We start from the raw sequence: 19,431 nt of genomic DNA on the forward strand, positions 1-19,431 counted from the left end.
CGATGAAGATAGAGCTGTTTGTACCATGTTTTGTAGATCAATTATTTCCTGATACTGCATTTAATACCATAAAAGTACTGGAAAAGGCAGGCTGTAAGGTTAGCTTTAACCCAAACCAAACCTGCTGCGGGCAACCGGCATTTAACGCTGGTTTCTGGGATGATGCCAAAGCAGTAGGCAGCAAATTCCTGAATGATTTTTCGGAAGATAGCGTGATTGTTACGCCATCGGCCTCGTGCACGGGCATGGTGAAAAATTACTATAACGATTTATTTACCAATACAGCCCTGCACAATAAATGCCGGGCCATACAGGGTAATATTTACGAGCTGTCGGATTTCCTGGTGAACATTCTCCAGTTTGATTACTTCGGCGCCGAACTGGATGGCAAAGCTGTATACCATGATAGTTGCGCCGCCCTGCGCGAATGCAAGATCAGGACGGAACCAAGGCAGTTGTTGTCCAAAGTATTAGGCCTCGAATTGCTCGAACTAAAAGATAACGAAACCTGTTGCGGCTTCGGCGGTACATTTGCCGTTAAGTTTGAAGCTATCTCCACCGCGATGGCGCAGCAAAAAGTAGATAATGCGCTGGCCGCCGGAGCGGAATATATCATCTCGACAGATGCTTCATGCCTGATGCAGCTACAAACTTATATAGACAAAAACAGCCTTCCTATACGCACTATCCACCTGGCTGATGTTTTGGCATTGGGGTGGGGGAATGTGTGATATGGATTGAGAAACTGGGATTTGGGAATTTTGTCGTTCCTTTTATACAGATAGTTATTTGTTATGCGATTAATACAGCCACCTAAGGAAGGCGAATATCCGCCATATGCCATTATGTACATGAAGCTGGTACCCACAGATGGCTTTGTGCTAAATCACCTGCAGGATAATTTTCAATCGGTTAAGCAACTGATCTACTCATTACCGCCTGATATGTTATATCATCGGTACACGCTGTGTAAATGGAGTATCAAAGAAGTGTTGGTACATATTATTGATGACGAGCGCATTTTTGCATACCGCGCCCTGCGTTTTGCACGCAACGAAAAAAATAACCTGATAGGCTTTGACCAGGACGCTTATGCCAATTATTCGGATGCCGATAACAGGGATCTGGATAATATATTTGAGGAATATGAAGCGGTAAGGCGATCAACCATAGCCTTATTTAATGGGCTACCCGAAGAAGCATTTAACAGAATGGGACATGGCACGGGTACGGCAAATGATGCCACTGTGAGGGCCTTAGCCTACCATATTGCCGGGCATGAACTACATCATATCAACATTATTAAAGAAAAATATCTCGGCGAAAGGTTCTAATTTCTTTCAATATCCAGTATTTGCTCTTTTTTATCCATTAGTTTCAAATCGTCAGTACTTATGCCATCTTCTTCAATTTCAAACTCCTTACTTTTTAAGTCATCGATACCCGATTCCAAATTTGTTTGATACTTATTGGTAACGCAGTATATGCTGTCGCCAACAACTCTGTTAACTTTAATCAAGGTGTATGCATCGTCCTTTAATTTAATTTGAAGGATATCATCCTTTTTAAGCGAAGTAATCATGTTGCTTACCTTTTTTGCCGTTTGCCTGCCGGAAATAGTTACGCCTATCGCTATCAGCCCGATAATAAAAACGCCAGAAAATGTCCATACAGGTATCGCGGTATGCTTTTTAATATTGTAATAGCTCATTTTGAGCGAAGGCGTCATTTGGTCGAATTTTAACACCTGTTTGCAATTGGTACATTGCGAAACGCCGGTTTTACCGATAGGAAAAAAGGGTATCCAGTAAACATGCGCGTACCGTTGAAATACATTCATCTGCATCACGTTACCTGTGCCGCAGGCCGGGCACGCATCTGCAATATAGTCGGTTTTTCGAAGGGTAGCTTTTGTGCCGTAGATGATCATTGTTTGGTGTGATAAAGGTTTTGGCAATTTAAGTTGATTAAACGAACTGAAAATAAACAAAAAATTATTCTGCATGAAATTATAACCGGTATATTTTTAGGCACGCGTTACAATAGTAGCCGGGCTTATAGGTATTGCTAAACCAGAAATCGCCCGGTTTTGGTTATTAGTCAACATTTACATAAATTTGAATTAATTGGCAATGCTAAATGTTATGGAAAAAAACATACTGTCGTTTACTCCGGCCGAATTGGAATATTTGAAAGAGGGGCTCAAACGCAGCTACAAAGAACGGTTTGAAATGGCTACCCGTTTATACAAAATACAACAGACCATGAATAAAGCAACTATAACGCATAAGCCATTTATTAGCAAGTAACTTCTGTGGATATTTTTGATGAGGATATTTTAGATTTTTGGAGATCGCTGCAAGAATTTGATGTGAAATATATCATGGTTGGGGGATATGCCACTAACCTTCATGGATACCAGCGCTTTACCGGTGATATGGATATCTGGCTTAAGGATACCCTGGAAAACAGGCAACAACTTCGTAAGGTTTTCATCAAATGTGATATCGGTGATTACCCAATGATCGATTATATGCAATTTGTGCCAGGCTGGACCGATTTTCATCTTAACAACGGTTTGAGTCTTGATATTCTTATTGATATGAAAGGGCTGGAGGGGTATACCTTTGATGAATGTTTGCAAATGGCATCGGTAGCTGATATTGAAAATATAAGCATTCCTTTTCTTCATATAAACCAACTGATAGAAAATAAAAGGGTAGTAAATCGCTTGAAAGATCAGATTGATGTATTGGCGCTTGAACAAATTAAGCAATTGAGAGAAGACAACCTCTAGTTGTCAGAGCTATTCCCCTTCTCAAACTGAATTCCCGCATCCGCAATCCCAATTCAAAAAATAATCCTATTTTTGCACCTCAAAATATACAATCACTTTGTAGGTGATTGTGCAAACGTAATTTTATAAACTTTAAATCATAGTTGTAGATGATTAGTATTACACTTCCCGATGGTTCCGTTCGTCAGTACGACAAAGGGATCACTTCTGCCCAGATCGCGTTGTCGATCTCCGAAGGATTAGCACGTAACGTATTAGCAGCCGAAGTTGATGGCGAGGTTTGGGATGCCAGTCGCCCTATCGAAAAAGATTCGCACGTTAAATTATTAACCTGGAACGATGCTTCAGGTAAATCAACTTTCTGGCATTCATCGGCCCACTTATTGGCCGAAGCTTTGGAAGCGCTTTATCCGGGTACCAAATTTGGTATTGGCCCGGCGATTGAAACAGGTTTTTACTATGATGTTGACTTTGGCGACCGAGAATTCTCGTCAGATGAGTTCAAAAAAATCGAAGATAAAATTATTGAGTTAGCTAAAACCAAAGAGGAATACATTCGCAAGCCGGTAAGCAAGGCCGACGCTATTGAGTATTTTACCGATAAAGGCGATGAGTATAAGCTCGATCTTATCAAAGATCTGCCGGATGGCGCCATTACATTTTACACACAAGGTAACTTTACCGACTTGTGCCGGGGGCCGCATATTCCTAACACAGGTTTTATAAAAGCTGTTAAGCTGATGAGCGTTGCAGGTGCCTATTGGCGCGGCGATGAAACACGCAAGCAGTTAACCCGCATTTATGCAGTAACTTTCCCTAAAGCCAGCGAGCTTACCGAATACCTGCACATGATTGAAGAAGCTAAAAAGCGCGATCACAGGAAATTAGGTAAAGAGCTGGAACTGTTTGCCTTCTCAGAAAAAGTAGGTATGGGCCTGCCTTTGTGGTTACCTAAAGGTACCGCCCTGCGCGAGCGTTTAACTAACTTTTTGCAAAAAGCACAGGTTAAAGCGGGGTATGAGCAGGTAATTACGCCACATATCGGCCATAAAAATCTGTATGTAACATCAGGTCACTATGAAAAATATGGCGCCGATTCGTTTCAGCCGATAAAAACACCGCAGGAGGGAGAGGAGTTCTTTTTAAAACCGATGAACTGCCCGCACCACTGCGAAATTTATAAAACAAAACCACGCTCGTACAAGGATCTTCCTGTTCGTTTGGCCGAGTTTGGTACGGTATACCGTTATGAGCAAAGCGGCGAGCTGCACGGCTTAACCCGTGTACGCGGCTTTACTCAGGACGACGCCCACTTATTTTGCCGTCCCGACCAGGTAAAGGATGAATTTAAAAAAGTAATTGACCTAGTATTATACGTGTTTAAAGCCCTGGGTTTCGAAAACTATACCGCGCAGGTATCTCTACGCGATCCGGAAAATAAAGCCAAATACATCGGTACAGATGAGAACTGGGCATTGGCGGAATCGGCTATCATTGAAGCGGCAGACGAGAAAGGTCTTACTACTGTTGTAGAATATGGCGAAGCGGCATTTTATGGCCCCAAACTCGATTTTATGGTGCGTGATGCCCTGGGCCGTAAATGGCAATTGGGTACCATCCAGGTAGATTATAATCTGCCGGAGCGTTTTGAGTTGGAATACACTGGCAGCGACAACTTAAAACATCGCCCGGTAATGATTCACAGGGCGCCGTTTGGCTCGATGGAACGCTTTATTGCTGTGTTAATTGAGCATTGCGCAGGTAATTTTCCGTTGTGGTTATCTCCCGAGCAATTTATTATCCTGCCGATATCAGAAAAATACGAGGAATATGCAAAAAAACTTTCTGATGTGTTAAAAGATTCCGATATTTGCGGGCTGATTGATTTCAGGGACGAGAAGATAGGGCGTAAGATACGCGATGCTGAAGTCAAAAAGATCCCTTATATGTTGATAGTGGGTGAAAAAGAAGCTGCCGAAGGCATGGTTTCTGTAAGGAAACATGGTTTGGGCGACTTAGGAAGTATGAGCATAGAAGATTTTAAAGAACAAATAATTAAAGAAATAAAAGTATAACTTGGCATTAAACAAACCTTTCAATAGAGGACCAAGGCTTCCTTTTAAGAAAAAAGAAGCTGAACACAACATCAATCAATTCATTAGGGCTCAGGAAGTTCGCCTTGTAGGTGATAACGTAGAGCAAGGTATTTTTTCATTAAGAGATGCCCTTGCTATAGCGCAGGAGCAGGAACTTGACCTGGTTGAAATATCTCCGAACGCCGTACCACCGGTTTGTAAAGTAACGGACTATAACAAGTTCATTTACGAACAGAAGAAAAAGCTTAAAGAGATAAAGAGCAATGCCAAGCAAACTGTTATAAAGGAGATCCGTTTCGGGCCGAACACTGATGATCATGACTTTGAATTTAAATTAAAGCATGCCATTAAGTTTTTGGAAGCCGGCGAAAAGGTGAGGGCTTACGTACACTTTAAAGGTCGTGCCATTGTTTACAAAGAACAAGGCGAGATATTACTACTCCGTTTTGCGCAGGCATTGGAGGATGTAGGTAAAGTGGAGCAATTACCAAAGCTTGAAGGTAAAAGGATGTTTTTAACCCTTGCGCCTAAAGCTGCTAAAAAATAAAATTTAAATGTGCGGATTTCAGATGTGCAGATGTGCAGATGAAGAAAGCATTAAAGATCAAACCCGCGGGTGTAATGATTTGCACATTTGCATATCTGCACATCTGCACATATAATTAAATAGTTATGCCAAAAATGAAAACCAATTCCAGTGCTAAAAAGCGCTTTAAGCTTACTGGAACAGGTAAAATCACTCGGAAGAATGCATTCAAAAGCCACATCTTAACCAAGATGTCGACTAAACGTAAGCGTAACCTTGGCCACACCAGCTTAGTTTCTAAAGCTGATAGTGGAAATGTTAAACGCATGCTTTGCATCGGAAAGTAATTCACAATTTTTTTTAACCAGGTATTAGAGTTTTAAGTTCGGCTGTAAAGGCAGACACTCACTACCAAAATCAAACAACATGCCACGTTCAGTTAACGCAGTAGCGTCGAGAAGACGCCGGAAAAGGATCATGAACCTCGCCAAAGGTTATTGGGGTTCACGCAGCAAGGTTTATACCGTTGCAAAAAACACAGTAGAAAAAGGTTTACAGTACGCTTATCGTGACCGTAAAACCAAGAAAAGAGAGTTCAGGGCTTTATGGATCCAGCGTATCAACGCCGGTGCCCGTCAGCACGGAATTTCTTACTCTCAATTAATAGGTAAATTAGCAGCAAAAGAAATCGGTTTAAACCGTAAAGTATTAGCTGATTTAGCGATGAATCATCCTGATGCTTTCAAAGCCGTTATTGATGCAGTAAAATAATAACATTCACCGGCAGTTTGCCATTGAATTTTAAAGCCGCCTTGCAATTATCGCAAGGCGGCTTTTTTATGTACTTGTTTTTAACTTTTAGGATATGATAATGACCTCGGGCGTATCAAGTGACATTTCCAGCCCGTTATCAAGATCCATATACTGTTTAAAATTTTGTACGTCTTTATCAACCATGTTTTTAAACAACGGATTCAATACCTGCGCTATACCCGCGCCTATGCCGCCTGCGGGTGGCTGATAACTGATCACAATATCAACTACAGTACCCATTCCGTCAATAGTGTCCTGGAAACGTACCTTGCCTGCGTTATTAATGGCCGAATCGGGCAACGAGCTCCAGCCTATCATTTCGTTTGGCTCATCCTTTACAATTTCGGCATGCCAGCTTACGGTTGCCATATCGGCAGGTAGCTTTAAAACCCAGTAAGAATATTTTGAGTCAATAATTTCCACGCTTTCCAGGTGTTTCATAAACAGCGGCAGGTTATCCAGCTTGCGCCAAAAATTGTAAACCTTGTGCCTTGGCTGGTTTACCGTAAATGACGACCGGATGTTCACATTAATGGGGCTGGTTGAAAGCTTGCCAATTCGTTTATAAAGCTCACAATGCCCCGTAAGGCCGCGGTTTAGCAGGTAACCACCCGCGCCAATTTTTAAAACACTTGAAAACGGGCTCGAGAAAATGTTCTTAAAGCCCGACCAGCCGAGTTTTACACCACCAATGATAGATGTATAACGTTCCGGCCAGTTCAGGTTCACCCTGTCATCGCCATAAAGTATGGGGAAATTATCTTTGTATTCAATTATGGTAGTTGCCATGTGCTTGTTTTAATGGTACTAAAACTAAACGCAGGATGGCGAGGTAAGTTTTGTTGAATTGTATTTTATAACACGAATTGGACTAATTAAGGCGAATTACACGAATTAAGAAACGCCAATCAATTTTTCAATTAGTGTAATTCGATACCATTCGCGGCAATTCGCGTTTGTTTTTTTTAGGTCGATGCAATTCATGTTGATAGATTACCTGCCCAAGATTTTTCAGAAAGGGGAGGCAAACCGTGGCATACTCGTACTTGTTGTCATTATAGATCCCGTCCTCGTTTGATTGCACAACGGCTGTAAGTAAAAACTCTACGTTATTTTTAAAGTCGACTATATAAGCATTGTCAATATTATAGCCATAGCTGTCGCCATATTTATTAAAAATTCTAATGTTTGCATCGGGTACAGCGGTGCTATCAGCACCATAAAAAAAGAGTTTGCTCATCACCGGATAATTTTGCGGCCGGCTATAGGTGGGTTTAATACTTTCTGTGGGGAACATACTCATATACTTGTAGATGAGCCGATAATCTGCCTGCGTTAAATTGAAGCGTTGCGCTTTAGCGAAAGCTTCGGGGAAAAGCAACCGTTTTAAAACCATCTGCTGATCGGCAATGGTATAAACGTTTTTCTGGCTGAAGTCAAACGGCTGCATTACCAGTTTGTCGTTTTTATCCAGGTAGCCTTTGCCTTGCAGCATGTTATCCATCTGCATGGGGTAATCGTTGCCATCAAAAAGGGCTGGTTTGTGGTAAACCAGTTTATCGCCGTTGTAAAAATCAATGGGGTTGGTGTGTTTTGTGCTTTCGCCTGCGTCGTTTACTGCCAGCCTGCTGATGATCCGGGTGTTGTTAAGCTGGTATTTTTTTAGTTTTTGGTTAATCTCTTCCCGTCCTACAAACTCATATAATCGGTTATAAGCATCGTTATCGCTCACCAACAGTATCTTTTTGATATAGTTTTCTACCGATGGCAGGCCACTCACAGATGAAGTATCCGCTTTAACTTTGGTTTGCCCGGCAAAAGCGCTGTCGGTTATCATTGCCGAACTTTTTGTAAGGCCTTTAATTTTAAGCTCATTTAGCTTTTCGAGCGCGAAAATGCTGGTTGGCAGCTTTACCGTACTTGCCGGATAAAAATATCGCTTAGGATTGAGGTGATAACTGAATGATTTAAAATGTGGTACGTTGTTTTTGTCACGATCTATTTGCGTATAAAGGATCTGTACTTCGTTTTGTGTTGGATGGTTGAGTATGCCTTTAAATAACTCCGGATGCGATTGCAGCAGATTTTTTAGGAAGATGGTATCGGGCTGTTGTGCTGAGGTTGTTAAACCGGTTATAATCATTGCCAGTAGGATACAATATGGTTTCATCATTATAAATATACGTAGTATGATCAAATAACCATATGCCTGTAACACAAAAAGCCCCCGAGGAGCTTTTTGTGTTATAAAACAGCATATACCGGAGACTTGATAAGCCGGCCCGCTATTGAATTATTTATACCTTTTTAGGAGGCAAATCAAATGCGATTGCATCGTGCTCAAAATGACCTTTATGCGAACCATCGCAAAATGGCTTGTTGGCCGATAAACCACAACGGCAGATAGAAACGATTGTTCTGCCTTGTAAGCCATAGTTGTTGCCCTGCATATCTACAATTTCAAAATCGCCATCGATTTTTACAGATCCGTTGTTATTGATAGTAAGTTTAGTTGTTGCCATATGTTAAATTTTGACCCAAAGTTAACATATGCGATGGCCTTTGATAACCCTATTTACTATTTAGAAGTGTTCCTGATTGAAAAGAAGAGTCAAGAGAAAAGAATCAAGAGTTAAGATGGGTGTATTCTTCTGCTTGCACAATCACAAATGACAAAATGATGATGCATAAAACCCACGCTTCACGGCATAAATTTTAGCTTTGTATACATAGCAAAAGCTTTAAGCCTTCTGCTTTAGGCTTTCTGCCCAAATAACTACAATTATGGAATACAGACAATTAGGAGCATCGGGATTGAGGGTTCCCGTATTAAGTTTCGGCACGGCCACTTTTGGCGGTGGTAACGAGTTTTTTAAAGCCTGGGGCAATACACAGGTTGATGAAGCCAAAATCTTGATTAATTTATGCCTTGACGCGGGTGTGAACTTTTTTGATACCGCGAATATATACTCAAGGGGAATATCTGAAGAAATATTAGGCAAGGCATTGGAAGGGCTGCGTAACGAGGTGCTCATCAGCACCAAGGCTACGCTCCCCATGGGCGATGGCGCTAACGATTATGGTTCATCGCGCCTGCATTTGGTGAAACAGGCAGAAGATAGCCTTAAACGCTTACAAACCGACCATATTGATTTATACCACATGCACAGTTTTGATGCCACAACCCCGGTTGAAGAAACACTGCGTGCGCTTGACGACCTGGTGACCAGCGGCAAGGTGCGTTATATTGCCTGTTCAAACTTTTCGGGCTGGCATTTAATGAAATCGCTGTCGGTATCTGAACGTTATGGCTGGAGCAGATACATCGCCAACCAGGCTTATTATTCGTTGTTAGACCGCGAATTTGAATGGGAGCTGATGCCTTTGGCTATCGATCAAAATGTGAGTACCATAGTTTGGAGCCCGCTGGCATCAGGCAAGGTGAGCGGTAAATTCAGGAGAGGGCAGCCCATACCGGCAGATTCAAGAACCGTGCAAGGCGGTGCTCATGGCCCGGAAACCAACTTCGATCGCCTTTACAACATTGTTGATGCTTTGGACGAAGTTGCCGAAGAAACAGGTAAATCTGTAGCACAGGTTTCAATTAACTGGTTATTGCAAAGGCCAACCGTTGCCAATATCATTATAGGTGCACGTAACCAGGAACAGCTAATGCAGAACCTGGGCGCCATTGGCTGGAATTTGACTACCGACCAGGTTAAAAAACTTGATGCAGCAAGTGATTTAACGCCAATATATCCCTACTGGCACCAACGCCAAAATCCAAAACTCATACCTCCGCCAATACAATACTAATATCATGGCCTAGGTAAATACCTTTTTAATTACGTAAAAACACGTGTAAAAACTACTCAAATACCGTATTACTACTAATTTGATAACAACAGGGGATGTTTATTTTTACAAAGTAGACAGTTAATAGTTAAAATAGTTAATGCCCTAAACATTATCATTTAAAAAACAAGCCAGGTTTCCTGCCTGCTTGTTTTTTTATTTTCAGGCCGTGCCATTGAGATGCCGGATAGTTGAAGTAACAGCTAAATTACAATCAACATTAAAAAAAACGAACAGTTTTCTTCGAAGCTTTACAAAACTTAACTAATTTGCCTGCCTACCCAATGGGCAATGTGCTATAAACCAATTTACCTGTAATCAATGCTTAACCGAAGACAATTCATTCAGAGTACGTCAGTTGCCGGGACAAGTTTTTTACTTGCGCCCCAATTATCAAAGGCGGCTGGTTTTTTCAAAGGCTCGCCTAATGAAAAAGTAGTTTTAGGTTTTATGGGCACCAATAGCCGCGGCCTTTACCTGGCGCAGCGCTATGCTAAAATCCCGAATGTCGAGATAGGTTATATCTGCGATGTCGACTCTAAAGTAGTTGATAGGACCGTTGAAGAAATTTTTAAAATAACGGGTAAGCGGCCAAAGGGTATCACCGATATCCGCAAAATGCTGGAGATAAAGGATATAGATGCCGTTGTTGTTGCCCCGCCCGATCATTGGCATGCCCCGGCAACCATTATGGCCTGCCAGGCAGGCAAACATGTTTATGTAGAAAAGCCCTGCAGCCACAACCCGCACGAGGGCGAGATGGCTGTTGAAGCGGCAAAAAAATATAATCGCCTGGTACAAATGGGCAGCCAGAGGCGCTCATTCTCCAATGTGCAGGCCATGGTTAAGGAGTTGCATGATGGCGTTATTGGCCGCGCTTATTATGCTAAAGGCTGGTACACTAACCACAGGCTAAGCATCGGTCATGGAAAACAGGTGCCTGTGCCTGCTAATTTAAATTACGATTTGTGGCAAGGGCCTGCGCCGCGTAAACCCTACCAGGATAACCTGATTCACTACAACTGGCATTGGTTTTGGAACTGGGGAACCGGCGAAGCCCTGAACAACGGCACCCATGAACTGGATGTAATCCGCTGGGGTTTGGGCGTTGATTATCCTAATAAAGTAGTATCAACAGGTGGCCGCTTCCATTTTAATGATGACTGGCAAACGCCCGATACCCAAAATATACTGTACAACTTCCCCAATAATACCGCTGCCGAATGGGAAAGCCGCAGCAGCAATGGTTTTAATATTGAGCAATTAAGCCGCGGCGTTATATTTTATGGCGATAAAGGTACCCTGTTTTATGGCAGCGGCAACGGTTACCAGGTTTATGATGGCGATAACAAGCTGGTAAAGGAAGTTAAAGACGATACCAGGGTTGATGGTACCAATAAAGTAAGTCCGACAGAAGCGCTTGACGGTTTTCACCTGAAAAATTTCATAGATGGCATCAGGGGAGTGGCCCCGTTAAATTGTCCTATTGAAATCGGTTTTAAATCGACCCTGCTGCCGCAATTGGGCAATATTTCATACCGGGTTGACCGCGTGTTGCATATAGATCCAACAAATGGCCATATCCAGAACGATCCGGAAGCTGAAAAGCTTTGGAGCCGGGAGTATGAAAAAGGTTGGGAAGTGAAGGTGTAAAGCCTCACATATGCCACATTTCTCGCCATTATGTCATTGCGAGGAACGAAGCAACCTCGTAGATATGCATCTCCGCCCGGTAAGCGAAGAGGTTGCCACGCTGCGCTCGCAATGACATAGTTTAATAATTTGAATAACAACACGATACCATGAAAAAATACATTTACCCTTTAGCTCTTTTACTAACAACGGCCTCACTAACCCAGGCGCAAACCAAAATATTCGATGGCAAAACCCTCAAGGGCTGGAAACGCCTTGCCGGCACTGCCGATTACAAGGTAGAGGATGGCGCCATTGTTGGCACTACCGTTTTAAACTCCGGTAATACCTTTTTAGCTACCGAAAAAGAATACGGTGATTTTATTTTAGAGCTGGATGCTAAAATAGAAAGCAAACTAAGTAACTCGGGGGTGCAAACACGTAGTCATTATAATCCGGCAGGTCATGACGGTAAGGGTTTGGTTTATGGCCGTCAGTTCGAGATCGATCCGTCGGACCGCAAATGGGCGGGCGGTATATATGATGAGGGCCGCCGCGATTGGCTATATCCTTTGGATTTGAATGCGCCTGCCAAAGATGCCTTTAAAGTAGGCGAGTACAATCACATCCGAATCGAGTGTATCGGTAACGAAATGAAAACCTGGGTAAACGGTATCCCGACTGCTGATGTGGTGGATACAATTGATGCTAAAGGCTTCATTGCCTTACAGGTACATGCAGTGAACGATGAAAAACAAGCCGGTAAAAAAGTGTATTTCAAAAATTTTAACCTGCAAACCACCAATTTAAAACCAAAGCCATTCCCTAAAAATATATATGTTGTAAACCTGCGGCCTAACAGCATTACCGCAGCCGAAAAAGCTGCCGGATGGAAACTACTATATGATGGTAAAACCAGCACCGGTTGGCACGGGGCAACCCTCAAAACTTTCCCTAACCATGGCTGGGAAGTGGCCAACGGAACCATGCATGTGCTGCCATCTTCGGGCAAAGAAGAATCGGGTGGCGGCGATGTAGTTACAGATGATAATTACAGCGCTTTTGACCTTTCGTTTGAGTTTAAACTGACTCCTGGCGCAAACAGTGGCGTTAAATATTTTGTAACCTTAAGCGAAGTTACCACAGGCTCGGCAATTGGCCTGGAATACCAGGTATTGGATGACAAACTACACCCCGATGCCAAGCTCGGCCGCGATGGCGACAGAACGCTGGCGTCATTGTACGACCTGATTAAAGCAGATAAACCAGTGCGCTTTGTACATCCGATAGGAGCATGGAACATTGGCAGGGTAGTCGTTTACTCTAACAACCACGTTGAGCACTATTTGAATGGTGTAAAGGTGCTGGAATACGAACGCGGCTCTAAAGCCTTTAAAGATCTGGTTGCCATCAGCAAATACACCATCTGGAAAAACTTTGGCGAAGCCCCACAAGGGCATTTATTACTGCAGGATCATGGTAATGAGGTGTTTTTCAGGAGCATAAAGGTGAAACCCCTCTAAATATCCCCTAAAGGGGAGACTTTAAAAAGGAAGTCATTAAATAAAAGTCTTTTAAAAATCTCCCCCTTCAGGGGGAGATTTAGAGGGGGCTGTGCTTAATATCCTACTGTAAACCTTCTTTTTACAAACTCATTGTTTTCCAGTTCATTTAAAATAGCAACAGCCAGATCTTCAACCGTGATTTCGTGATGGCCTTTATCGTTAAATAATGGTTCATCGGTGCCGGTACGGAATTTGCCGGTGCGCTCGCCGGGGTGCAGGTTAATGGCGGGGCTTAAAAATGTCCAATCCAACTCATCTTCTTTTTTCAGGATGTTCAGATAATCACGGGCCGCTGTGGCGCCTGCTTTCCACTCGGCAGGGAATTGAGGGCTATCAACCAATTGCACACCTGGTGCTACGTATAAACTACCTGCGCCACCCACAACCAATAAGCGCTTAACGCCCGATTGTTTTACAGCCTGTTGGATGGCTTCGCTGCCTTTTAAGAAATCGTCATACAGATTTGGATTGCCCCAACCTGCGTTAAACGTGCTCACTACGGCATCGTGGCCCTCAAGTGCTGCTGCAAGTTTGTCGGCGTCAAAAATATCAACAGCAGCGGTTGTAAGCTTATCGCTGTTACCTTCAATAGTTTGAGGGTTGCGGGCGATAGCAGTTACATCATAACCGCGTTGTAACGCTTCGTTTAATACTGCTTTACCTACAAAGCCGGTAGCGCCTATTAGTGCTAATTTCATAATTGTTGTTTTTTATATTGTAATTTAATTTGTTACAGTTTTGTTTAAATTTTTTTTATTTAATTGAATTTACCGCTAAAATCGGCAAGGGTAATAGTATTTAGTTTGTTAACTATACTGGTGTCAACTTCATCGGCCAGGGCATCCAAATGCTGGCTTATCTGTTTACCTATAGCACAAGCCGGGTTGGGTTTGTTTTTTGCCTGGCCAAGGGCAGGTGCAACTTTCACGGCTTTGTATACATCGCTCAGCAGTATTTTTTGCGATGGCAATCCTAAGGCATAACCACCTGACTTGCCTTCTTTACTATCTATCAAGCCAAACTTTCGCAGGTTGCTTATTTCTTTACGAACCAGGGCCGGGTTAATATTGATGCTGCCGGCAATATAATCAGATGATAGCAACTCATCCGGCTGCTTGCTAAGCAGCGTGAGGATATGTACAGCTATCTGAAATTGTCCGTTCATTCTGTAATTAAAATTATTACAGTACAAAGGTAGGTTTGTTATTTGAAAGTGCAAATAATGTTTAACGGTTATTTTTTAAATTGCAGTTTTGTGATAATTTGCTATTATACTTCGGATGCCAAAATTATTTTATAAGAACCTTTACTTATATTGTGCCATTTAAACCGCCGGTAGCAGCGGCAAATCGAACCATTTAAATACTTATGGGCCTATTTAGCATTTTTAAAAAGAAACCTGTACCATCGACGAATGAGCCAGTAGCTGAATCGCAGCGTTTGGAGAACTTTCCTGAACTGTTGATGTTTAAATTGCTTTTTATTGATAAGCCAGGACTTGATTTTAATAAAATATTAACCGAAGCGAAGAGGTATTTCACAAACATTCAGGGCTCGGAGAATGAGGGTTCTTTTTTATTTTCATTCCCGGATCTTAAGATTGAGTTGGCCGATGCCATTATAAATGCCCAGGGAGTTATTGCTCAAAATGAAAATGTGAGCCTGCCAGAATTTGCCTTTCAACAAAACTGGAATTGGGAGGAGGCCAATGATGTTGCTAACAAATGTAAATACGAAGTGTTGGTGACAGAGATGTTTTCAAGAACGCTTGGGTATAAACAAAGGGTAAACTGGTTTATGAACTTTTTGGTGGCCGTAACTAAGGCCACTAAACCCGATGCTGTTTACTCTTTTCATGGCCAAAAAATAATTAAACCTGTTGAATTGGTAAGTAACTGGGATAACGCAGAAAAGCAGGTTTTATACAGCATATGTAACGTACGGCTTTACAATATAAGCGATTCGGCCGAAGGTGAATTGCTTATGGATACCGTTGGGCTTCATTCACTTGGCTTACCTGATTTTCAGATGAGATTTGCAGGTTTTGAAGCTAACGAAATTGCCGGGTTGTTATGGAATTACGCTTATTATATTTACGACCACGGAGATGTGATAGAAAATGGAAATACGCTTGAAGGTACAATTGCTGGTACCAAATGGAAGTGCGAAAGAATGGTTTCTTCCCTTCATCCGGCGCGGGTTATTATAAATATACAACCCGGCTAAATGGTGAATATTTTATAAGTTTAAACATTCATTGTTGGCGATTCATGATATTTAAAAAAGGACGATTGGAACTTGTTTAATGGCTGTAACGCAGATAATTGCGATTTATTTTGTTTGCTTGCGTTTTTAAATAAAATATTGTGCAAATTAGTTGATAATTAGCCTGATAATAAATATTATTGTAAAGTAATTAACTTTTGCGAAACCTTTACTATTATTTGAATTCACATGAAAACACTTGGAAAAAAAATCAGACTATTACGTCATCAAAAAGGGTGGAGCCAGGAGGATGTTGCAAAGCGGTTAGATATTTCTATTCCTGCATTCTCAAAGATTGAAACAGGAATTACAGATATTAACTTATCAAGGCTTGAACAAATAGCAACTTTGTTCGAAATGTCGGTAGTTCAGCTACTTACATTTAATGATGCCGAGCAGGATCAAAAATTTGTTAACGAATTGGAAACAGTTAACAAACGCTTGATGGATCGTGAAACTGAAGTTATCGATCTGCAGAAAAAGGTGATTGAGCTGTTTGAAGAGCTTAGGCATTCAAAAGCTACCGCATAAATTTAAACCCGGCTGCAACCGGGTTTGCTTAAAATGCACAACGCATTGTTAAATGCTTTTTGCCAAATGTAGCCCCTACGGCCGCGTGAATGGCAATCATTTTCTCATTAAAATCTCCAACCCAGGATAATTCCAGTTCGTCGTATTGTTTTAAAGGCAAAACATATTCCTTAAGCTTGATGAATATGGCTGATTCGAGGCCGTGTTTCTGGTATTTTTGCTTGGTTCCCATTACTATGGCGCGCATGCGCGATACGCCTTTCCAACGGTAGTATAAAAATTTAAGCTTACCAATCAGGTCGAGTTTGCCGTTTAGCGGCTTAAGCATCTGGTTGGCATCAGGCAAAATAATAACAAATGCTGCAGGCTCATCATCGATGTAGGCAAACCAGATAAGTTTTTCGTCCATTAGCGGCTTCATTTTTTCAAAACTTTCGGCAATCGTTGCCTGGGTTATAGGTACAAAATTTTCAAAATCGCGCCAGGCATCGTTATAAATCTCAATAAAATCTGCCGCAAATTTTTCCATCTTTTTTATCTCAAAATGCCTGAAATCATAACCGGGCTTTTTAATAACCCAGTTGGCAATTTTGGTAAAACGCTCCGAAAAAGGTTTATTCACATCCAGGTGATTGGTGATTTGCTCGTACAGGGTTTTAAAACCGTAATCTTCAAAAAATGCCCGGTAGTATGGAAAATTATAGTTCATGCCATAGGAGGGGTGGGTAAATCCCTCTACCAGTAGCCCCCAGAAGTTATCGTTCTCGCCAAAATTGATAGGCCCGTCCATCGCTTGCATGCCATTGTCCTGTAACCAATTTTTTGCGGTATCAAACAGCAGGAATGCAGCTTTTTTGTTATCAATGCATTCAAAAAAGCCCATACCGCCCGTTGGTTGCTCATAATGATAGGCCTTTTTATTGTTAATGAAAGCAGCAACACGGCCTATCACCTTGCCGTTATCGTCGGTAAGAATCCAACGGGTGCACTTGCCATCGGCATGGAAATTGTTTTTAGCCGGGTCAAATACCGCTTCAATATCATTATCCAGCGGGCAAACCCAGTTTTTATCGTCCCTGTACAACGCACGTGCAAGGTTTAAAAATGCTTTTTTTGATGCTTTATCTTTTACTTCAGTTATAATCATAGGAGGGCTAAATATAAAAAAAGCATTCAGGGCATATGCTGAATGCTTTATAAAATAGAACTATGTATCGTTAACGATTAAAAATCGTCATCATCGTCGTCATCAAATGAATCATAACCCCTGCCCAGATCGTCATCTAAAGGGCCGTCAAAATCATCATCATCGTCCTCAACTTTTTTCTTTTTTGGGTCGAGACTCAGATCGTCGTCGTCATCAAGGTCGTCATCAGAATTGTCGATCTTCTTAGTGGTTGGTTTTTTTGGCGCTCCCATTGTAATGGATTTTATTTGTAAAACTTTGTCAATAATACTTTAAATCGGGCAAAAAGCAGGATTTTTTTTAGAAGCTTTTATTTCCCATTTCAATAGTAAAAATAATCAAAATCATTTTCATTAAAAACATGAAATAAAAATTATTCTGTTTGTTCGCCAATGGCTACAGATGTACTTGTAAAATCCTTAATCTGAGGTAATTCCTGTATGCTGTTGATGCCAAAGTAATCCATAAAAAGGCTGCTGGTGCCATAAAGGATAGGTTTTCCTAAGGCTTCCGACTTGCCGGTTATAGCTATCAACTCTTTTTCGAGCAGTTTTTGGATGGAATAATCGCAGTTTACACCACGAATTTGCTCCACATCGGTTTTGGTTACCGGCTGTTTGTAGGCAATAATGGCAAGGGTTTCTAAAGCGGCCTGGCTCAATCTTTTCTTTGATCGTTGCAATTGTAACAGGTTAATAACCGGGTGGTATTTTTTTTTTGTAAAAAACTGGTAACCGTTGCCCACTTTTACCAACTCGATGGCCAGGTTATCGTCGCTATATTTTAGTTGTATGGCTTTCAGGCTCTCGTTAACTTCATCGGCAGTGAAATCGCGCTCAAAGGCGGCCTGAAGGCAATACATGATTTCCTCTAACCTGATACCTTGTTCAGATGCGAAGATGAGGGCTTCTATATGATGGGTCATTTGGTGAGTGGTGAGTAGTCAGTGGTGAGTGGTCAGTTGTGAGTGGTGAAATATAGCTTTCAATCTTAAAGCCCCATTCACTACTCACTATTCACCACTCACCAACCTACCAATTAATAATCAATAACTTGTTCCTCAATTTCAACCGGTACGTCGCGCCAATCGTATTTTTGGGTACGGAGCTGAGGTTCAAAACCGGCTTCCCTGATGGATTCCTGGATGCCTTTGGCCGTAAACCTATGTGGCGCGCCTGCGGCGGATACTACGTTTTCTTCGATCATGATAGATCCAAAATCATTAGCGCCTGCGTGTAAGCACAATTGGGCCACTTGTTTACCAACGGTAAGCCACGAAGCCTGTATGTTTTTAATATTAGGCAGCATGATGCGGCTCAATGCTATCATACGGATATATTCATCGCCCGTTACATTATTGGTAATGCCACGAACTTTGCGCAAAAGCGTTCCATCATCCTGGAAAGGCCAGGGTATAAAGGCAACAAACCCATAATGACCTTCCGGTTTTTCGGATTGTACCTCACGGATCCAAACCAGGTGCTCAAAACGTTCTTCGATGGTTTCAATATGGCCAAACATCATGGTGGCAGATGTTGGTAAGTTTAATTGATGGGCGGCACGCATTACATCCAGCCATTCTTTACCACCGCATTTGCCTTTTGATATCAGGCGGCGTACGCGGTCGTTCAATATCTCGGCACCAGCACCGGGCAGTGAATCCAGTCCAGACTCTTTCATAGCCCTGAGCACGTCTATATGGCTCATATTCTCCAGTTTGGCTACGTGAGCTATTTCCGGCGGACCTAAAGAGTGCAGTTTTAACTTTGGATATAATTGTTTTAGCTCCCTGAACAGATCGGTATAGAATTTTAACCCTAAATCGGGGTGGTGACCACCCTGTAGCAGCAACTGATCGCCGCCGTAGCGGAAAGTTTCCTCAATCTTTTTTTTGTAGGTTTCAATATCAGTAATGTAACTATCCTCATGGCCGGGCCGGCGAAAAAAGTTACAAAATTTGCAATTGGCTATACATACATTGGTAGTATTAACATTACGATCAATTTGCCAGGTAACCTTACCATGCGGAACCTGCTTTTTACGCAGTTCGTTGGCAGTGTACATTAAATCGGCAGTAGGCGCATTATTATAAAGATAAACCCCTTCTTCCCGGGTCAAAAAATCAAACCGCAAAGCGCGTTGCAACAGATCGGCTGTGTTCATAT

The 19,431-nt window shown here is 42.0% G+C and carries 23 protein-coding genes; 13 read left to right on the top strand and 10 right to left on the bottom strand.

All coding sequences use genetic code 11. From position 1 onward, the window contains the following. Nucleotides 1–2: 2 nt before the first annotated feature. Nucleotides 3–731: a (Fe-S)-binding protein gene (locus tag AC1DXF_RS09495; RefSeq protein ID WP_090647326.1), complete on the top strand. Its 729-nt coding sequence runs from the start codon at nt 3–5 to the stop codon at nt 729–731. Between the two features lie 63 nt (nt 732–794). After that, complete coding sequence (locus tag AC1DXF_RS09500) at nt 795–1,334, top strand: DinB family protein (protein WP_477448071.1); 540 nt, start codon at nt 795–797, stop codon at nt 1,332–1,334. Here the strand turns inward: AC1DXF_RS09500 and AC1DXF_RS09505 are convergent. Then, entirely contained in the window at nt 1,331–1,930 is a 600-nt protein-coding gene (locus tag AC1DXF_RS09505; protein ID WP_477448072.1) for a hypothetical protein, read from the bottom strand. The two genes, AC1DXF_RS09500 and AC1DXF_RS09505, sit on opposite strands and share 4 nt — an antisense overlap. A gap of 214 nt (nt 1,931–2,144) precedes the next feature. Here AC1DXF_RS09505 and AC1DXF_RS09510 point away from each other — a divergent pair, with 214 nt between their 5' ends. The 6 genes from AC1DXF_RS09510 (at nt 2,145) to rplT (ending at nt 6,190) form a co-directional block, all read left to right on the top strand. Then, nucleotides 2,145–2,309 (top strand): hypothetical protein, encoded by a 165-nt coding sequence (locus AC1DXF_RS09510; protein WP_477448073.1) that lies wholly within the window; start codon nt 2,145–2,147, stop codon nt 2,307–2,309. Nucleotides 2,310–2,314: 5 nt separating this feature from the next. Then, the gene (locus tag AC1DXF_RS09515; RefSeq protein WP_477448074.1) at nt 2,315–2,797 is read left to right on the top strand and encodes a hypothetical protein; all 483 of its coding nucleotides are present in this window, start codon (nt 2,315–2,317) and stop codon (nt 2,795–2,797) included. 149 nt (nt 2,798–2,946) lie between these two features. Further along, entirely contained in the window at nt 2,947–4,872 is a 1,926-nt protein-coding gene (thrS, locus tag AC1DXF_RS09520) for a threonine--tRNA ligase (protein WP_477448075.1), read from the top strand. A 1-nt stretch (nt 4,873) separates the two neighbouring features. Beyond that, a complete protein-coding gene (gene infC / locus AC1DXF_RS09525; protein WP_090647343.1) occupies nt 4,874–5,440 on the top strand; it encodes a translation initiation factor IF-3 in 567 nt (188 codons plus the stop codon). Between the two features lie 125 nt (nt 5,441–5,565). After that, on the top strand, nt 5,566–5,766 hold the full coding sequence (rpmI, locus tag AC1DXF_RS09530; protein WP_090647347.1) for a 50S ribosomal protein L35: 201 nt from the start codon (nt 5,566–5,568) through the stop codon (nt 5,764–5,766). Between the two features lie 79 nt (nt 5,767–5,845). Further along, nucleotides 5,846–6,190, top strand: coding sequence for a 50S ribosomal protein L20 (gene rplT, locus AC1DXF_RS09535; RefSeq protein ID WP_076369188.1), 345 nt, complete (start codon nt 5,846–5,848; stop codon nt 6,188–6,190). A gap of 87 nt (nt 6,191–6,277) precedes the next feature. Here the strand turns inward: rplT and AC1DXF_RS09540 are convergent, their stop codons facing one another. The 3 genes from AC1DXF_RS09540 to AC1DXF_RS09550 all read right to left on the bottom strand — a co-directional run bounded on the left by AC1DXF_RS09540 (nt 6,278) and on the right by AC1DXF_RS09550 (nt 8,754). Further along, on the bottom strand, nt 6,278–7,021 hold the full coding sequence (locus tag AC1DXF_RS09540) for an SRPBCC family protein (RefSeq protein WP_477448076.1): 744 nt from the start codon (nt 7,019–7,021) through the stop codon (nt 6,278–6,280). Between the two features lie 127 nt (nt 7,022–7,148). Next, on the bottom strand, nt 7,149–8,405 hold the full coding sequence (locus AC1DXF_RS09545) for a serine hydrolase (protein ID WP_477448077.1): 1,257 nt from the start codon (nt 8,403–8,405) through the stop codon (nt 7,149–7,151). Nucleotides 8,406–8,529: 124 nt separating this feature from the next. After that, nucleotides 8,530–8,754: a CDGSH iron-sulfur domain-containing protein gene (locus tag AC1DXF_RS09550; RefSeq protein WP_090647357.1), complete on the bottom strand. Its 225-nt coding sequence runs from the start codon at nt 8,752–8,754 to the stop codon at nt 8,530–8,532. A 262-nt stretch (nt 8,755–9,016) separates the two neighbouring features. Between AC1DXF_RS09550 and AC1DXF_RS09555 the strand changes: the two genes are divergently transcribed. The 3 genes from AC1DXF_RS09555 (at nt 9,017) to AC1DXF_RS09565 (ending at nt 13,242) form a co-directional block, all read left to right on the top strand. Beyond that, nucleotides 9,017–10,048: an aldo/keto reductase gene (locus AC1DXF_RS09555; protein WP_477448078.1), complete on the top strand. Its 1,032-nt coding sequence runs from the start codon at nt 9,017–9,019 to the stop codon at nt 10,046–10,048. 360 nt (nt 10,049–10,408) lie between these two features. Further along, the gene (locus AC1DXF_RS09560; RefSeq protein WP_477448079.1) at nt 10,409–11,740 is read left to right on the top strand and encodes a Gfo/Idh/MocA family protein; all 1,332 of its coding nucleotides are present in this window, start codon (nt 10,409–10,411) and stop codon (nt 11,738–11,740) included. Nucleotides 11,741–11,889: 149 nt separating this feature from the next. Further along, nucleotides 11,890–13,242, top strand: a complete 1,353-nt coding sequence (locus tag AC1DXF_RS09565) for a 3-keto-disaccharide hydrolase (protein WP_477448080.1) — start codon at nt 11,890–11,892, stop codon at nt 13,240–13,242. Nucleotides 13,243–13,337: 95 nt separating this feature from the next. Here the strand turns inward: AC1DXF_RS09565 and AC1DXF_RS09570 are convergent, their stop codons facing one another. Both AC1DXF_RS09570 and AC1DXF_RS09575 read right to left on the bottom strand, forming a co-directional pair. Next, nucleotides 13,338–13,982 (bottom strand): NAD(P)-dependent oxidoreductase, encoded by a 645-nt coding sequence (locus tag AC1DXF_RS09570; RefSeq protein ID WP_477448081.1) that lies wholly within the window; start codon nt 13,980–13,982, stop codon nt 13,338–13,340. A gap of 59 nt (nt 13,983–14,041) precedes the next feature. Next, complete coding sequence (locus AC1DXF_RS09575) at nt 14,042–14,449, bottom strand: Rrf2 family transcriptional regulator (RefSeq protein WP_477448082.1); 408 nt, start codon at nt 14,447–14,449, stop codon at nt 14,042–14,044. 203 nt (nt 14,450–14,652) lie between these two features. Here AC1DXF_RS09575 and AC1DXF_RS09580 point away from each other — a divergent pair, with 203 nt between their 5' ends. Both AC1DXF_RS09580 and AC1DXF_RS09585 read left to right on the top strand, forming a co-directional pair. Then, nucleotides 14,653–15,510, top strand: coding sequence for a DUF4261 domain-containing protein (locus AC1DXF_RS09580; protein ID WP_477448083.1), 858 nt, complete (start codon nt 14,653–14,655; stop codon nt 15,508–15,510). Nucleotides 15,511–15,738: 228 nt separating this feature from the next. Then, complete coding sequence (locus AC1DXF_RS09585) at nt 15,739–16,080, top strand: helix-turn-helix domain-containing protein (RefSeq protein WP_076378169.1); 342 nt, start codon at nt 15,739–15,741, stop codon at nt 16,078–16,080. 28 nt (nt 16,081–16,108) lie between these two features. Here AC1DXF_RS09585 and AC1DXF_RS09590 read toward each other — a convergent pair whose 3' ends face one another. The 4 genes from AC1DXF_RS09590 to mqnC all read right to left on the bottom strand — a co-directional run bounded on the left by AC1DXF_RS09590 (nt 16,109) and on the right by mqnC (nt 19,429). After that, nucleotides 16,109–17,227, bottom strand: coding sequence for a GNAT family N-acetyltransferase (locus AC1DXF_RS09590; protein ID WP_477448084.1), 1,119 nt, complete (start codon nt 17,225–17,227; stop codon nt 16,109–16,111). Nucleotides 17,228–17,304: 77 nt separating this feature from the next. Beyond that, nucleotides 17,305–17,499: a hypothetical protein gene (locus tag AC1DXF_RS09595; RefSeq protein ID WP_477362982.1), complete on the bottom strand. Its 195-nt coding sequence runs from the start codon at nt 17,497–17,499 to the stop codon at nt 17,305–17,307. Between the two features lie 140 nt (nt 17,500–17,639). Then, nucleotides 17,640–18,191 carry an SMC-Scp complex subunit ScpB gene (scpB, locus tag AC1DXF_RS09600; protein WP_477448085.1) on the bottom strand — a complete coding sequence of 184 codons (552 nt, stop codon included), beginning with the start codon at nt 18,189–18,191 and terminating at the stop codon, nt 17,640–17,642. Nucleotides 18,192–18,304: 113 nt separating this feature from the next. After that, on the bottom strand, nt 18,305–19,429 hold the full coding sequence (gene mqnC, locus AC1DXF_RS09605) for a cyclic dehypoxanthinyl futalosine synthase (RefSeq protein ID WP_477448086.1): 1,125 nt from the start codon (nt 19,427–19,429) through the stop codon (nt 18,305–18,307). Between the last annotated feature and the right edge of the window lie 2 nt (nt 19,430–19,431).

It is taken from the genome of Mucilaginibacter sp. P2_A5, assembly GCF_056404995.1.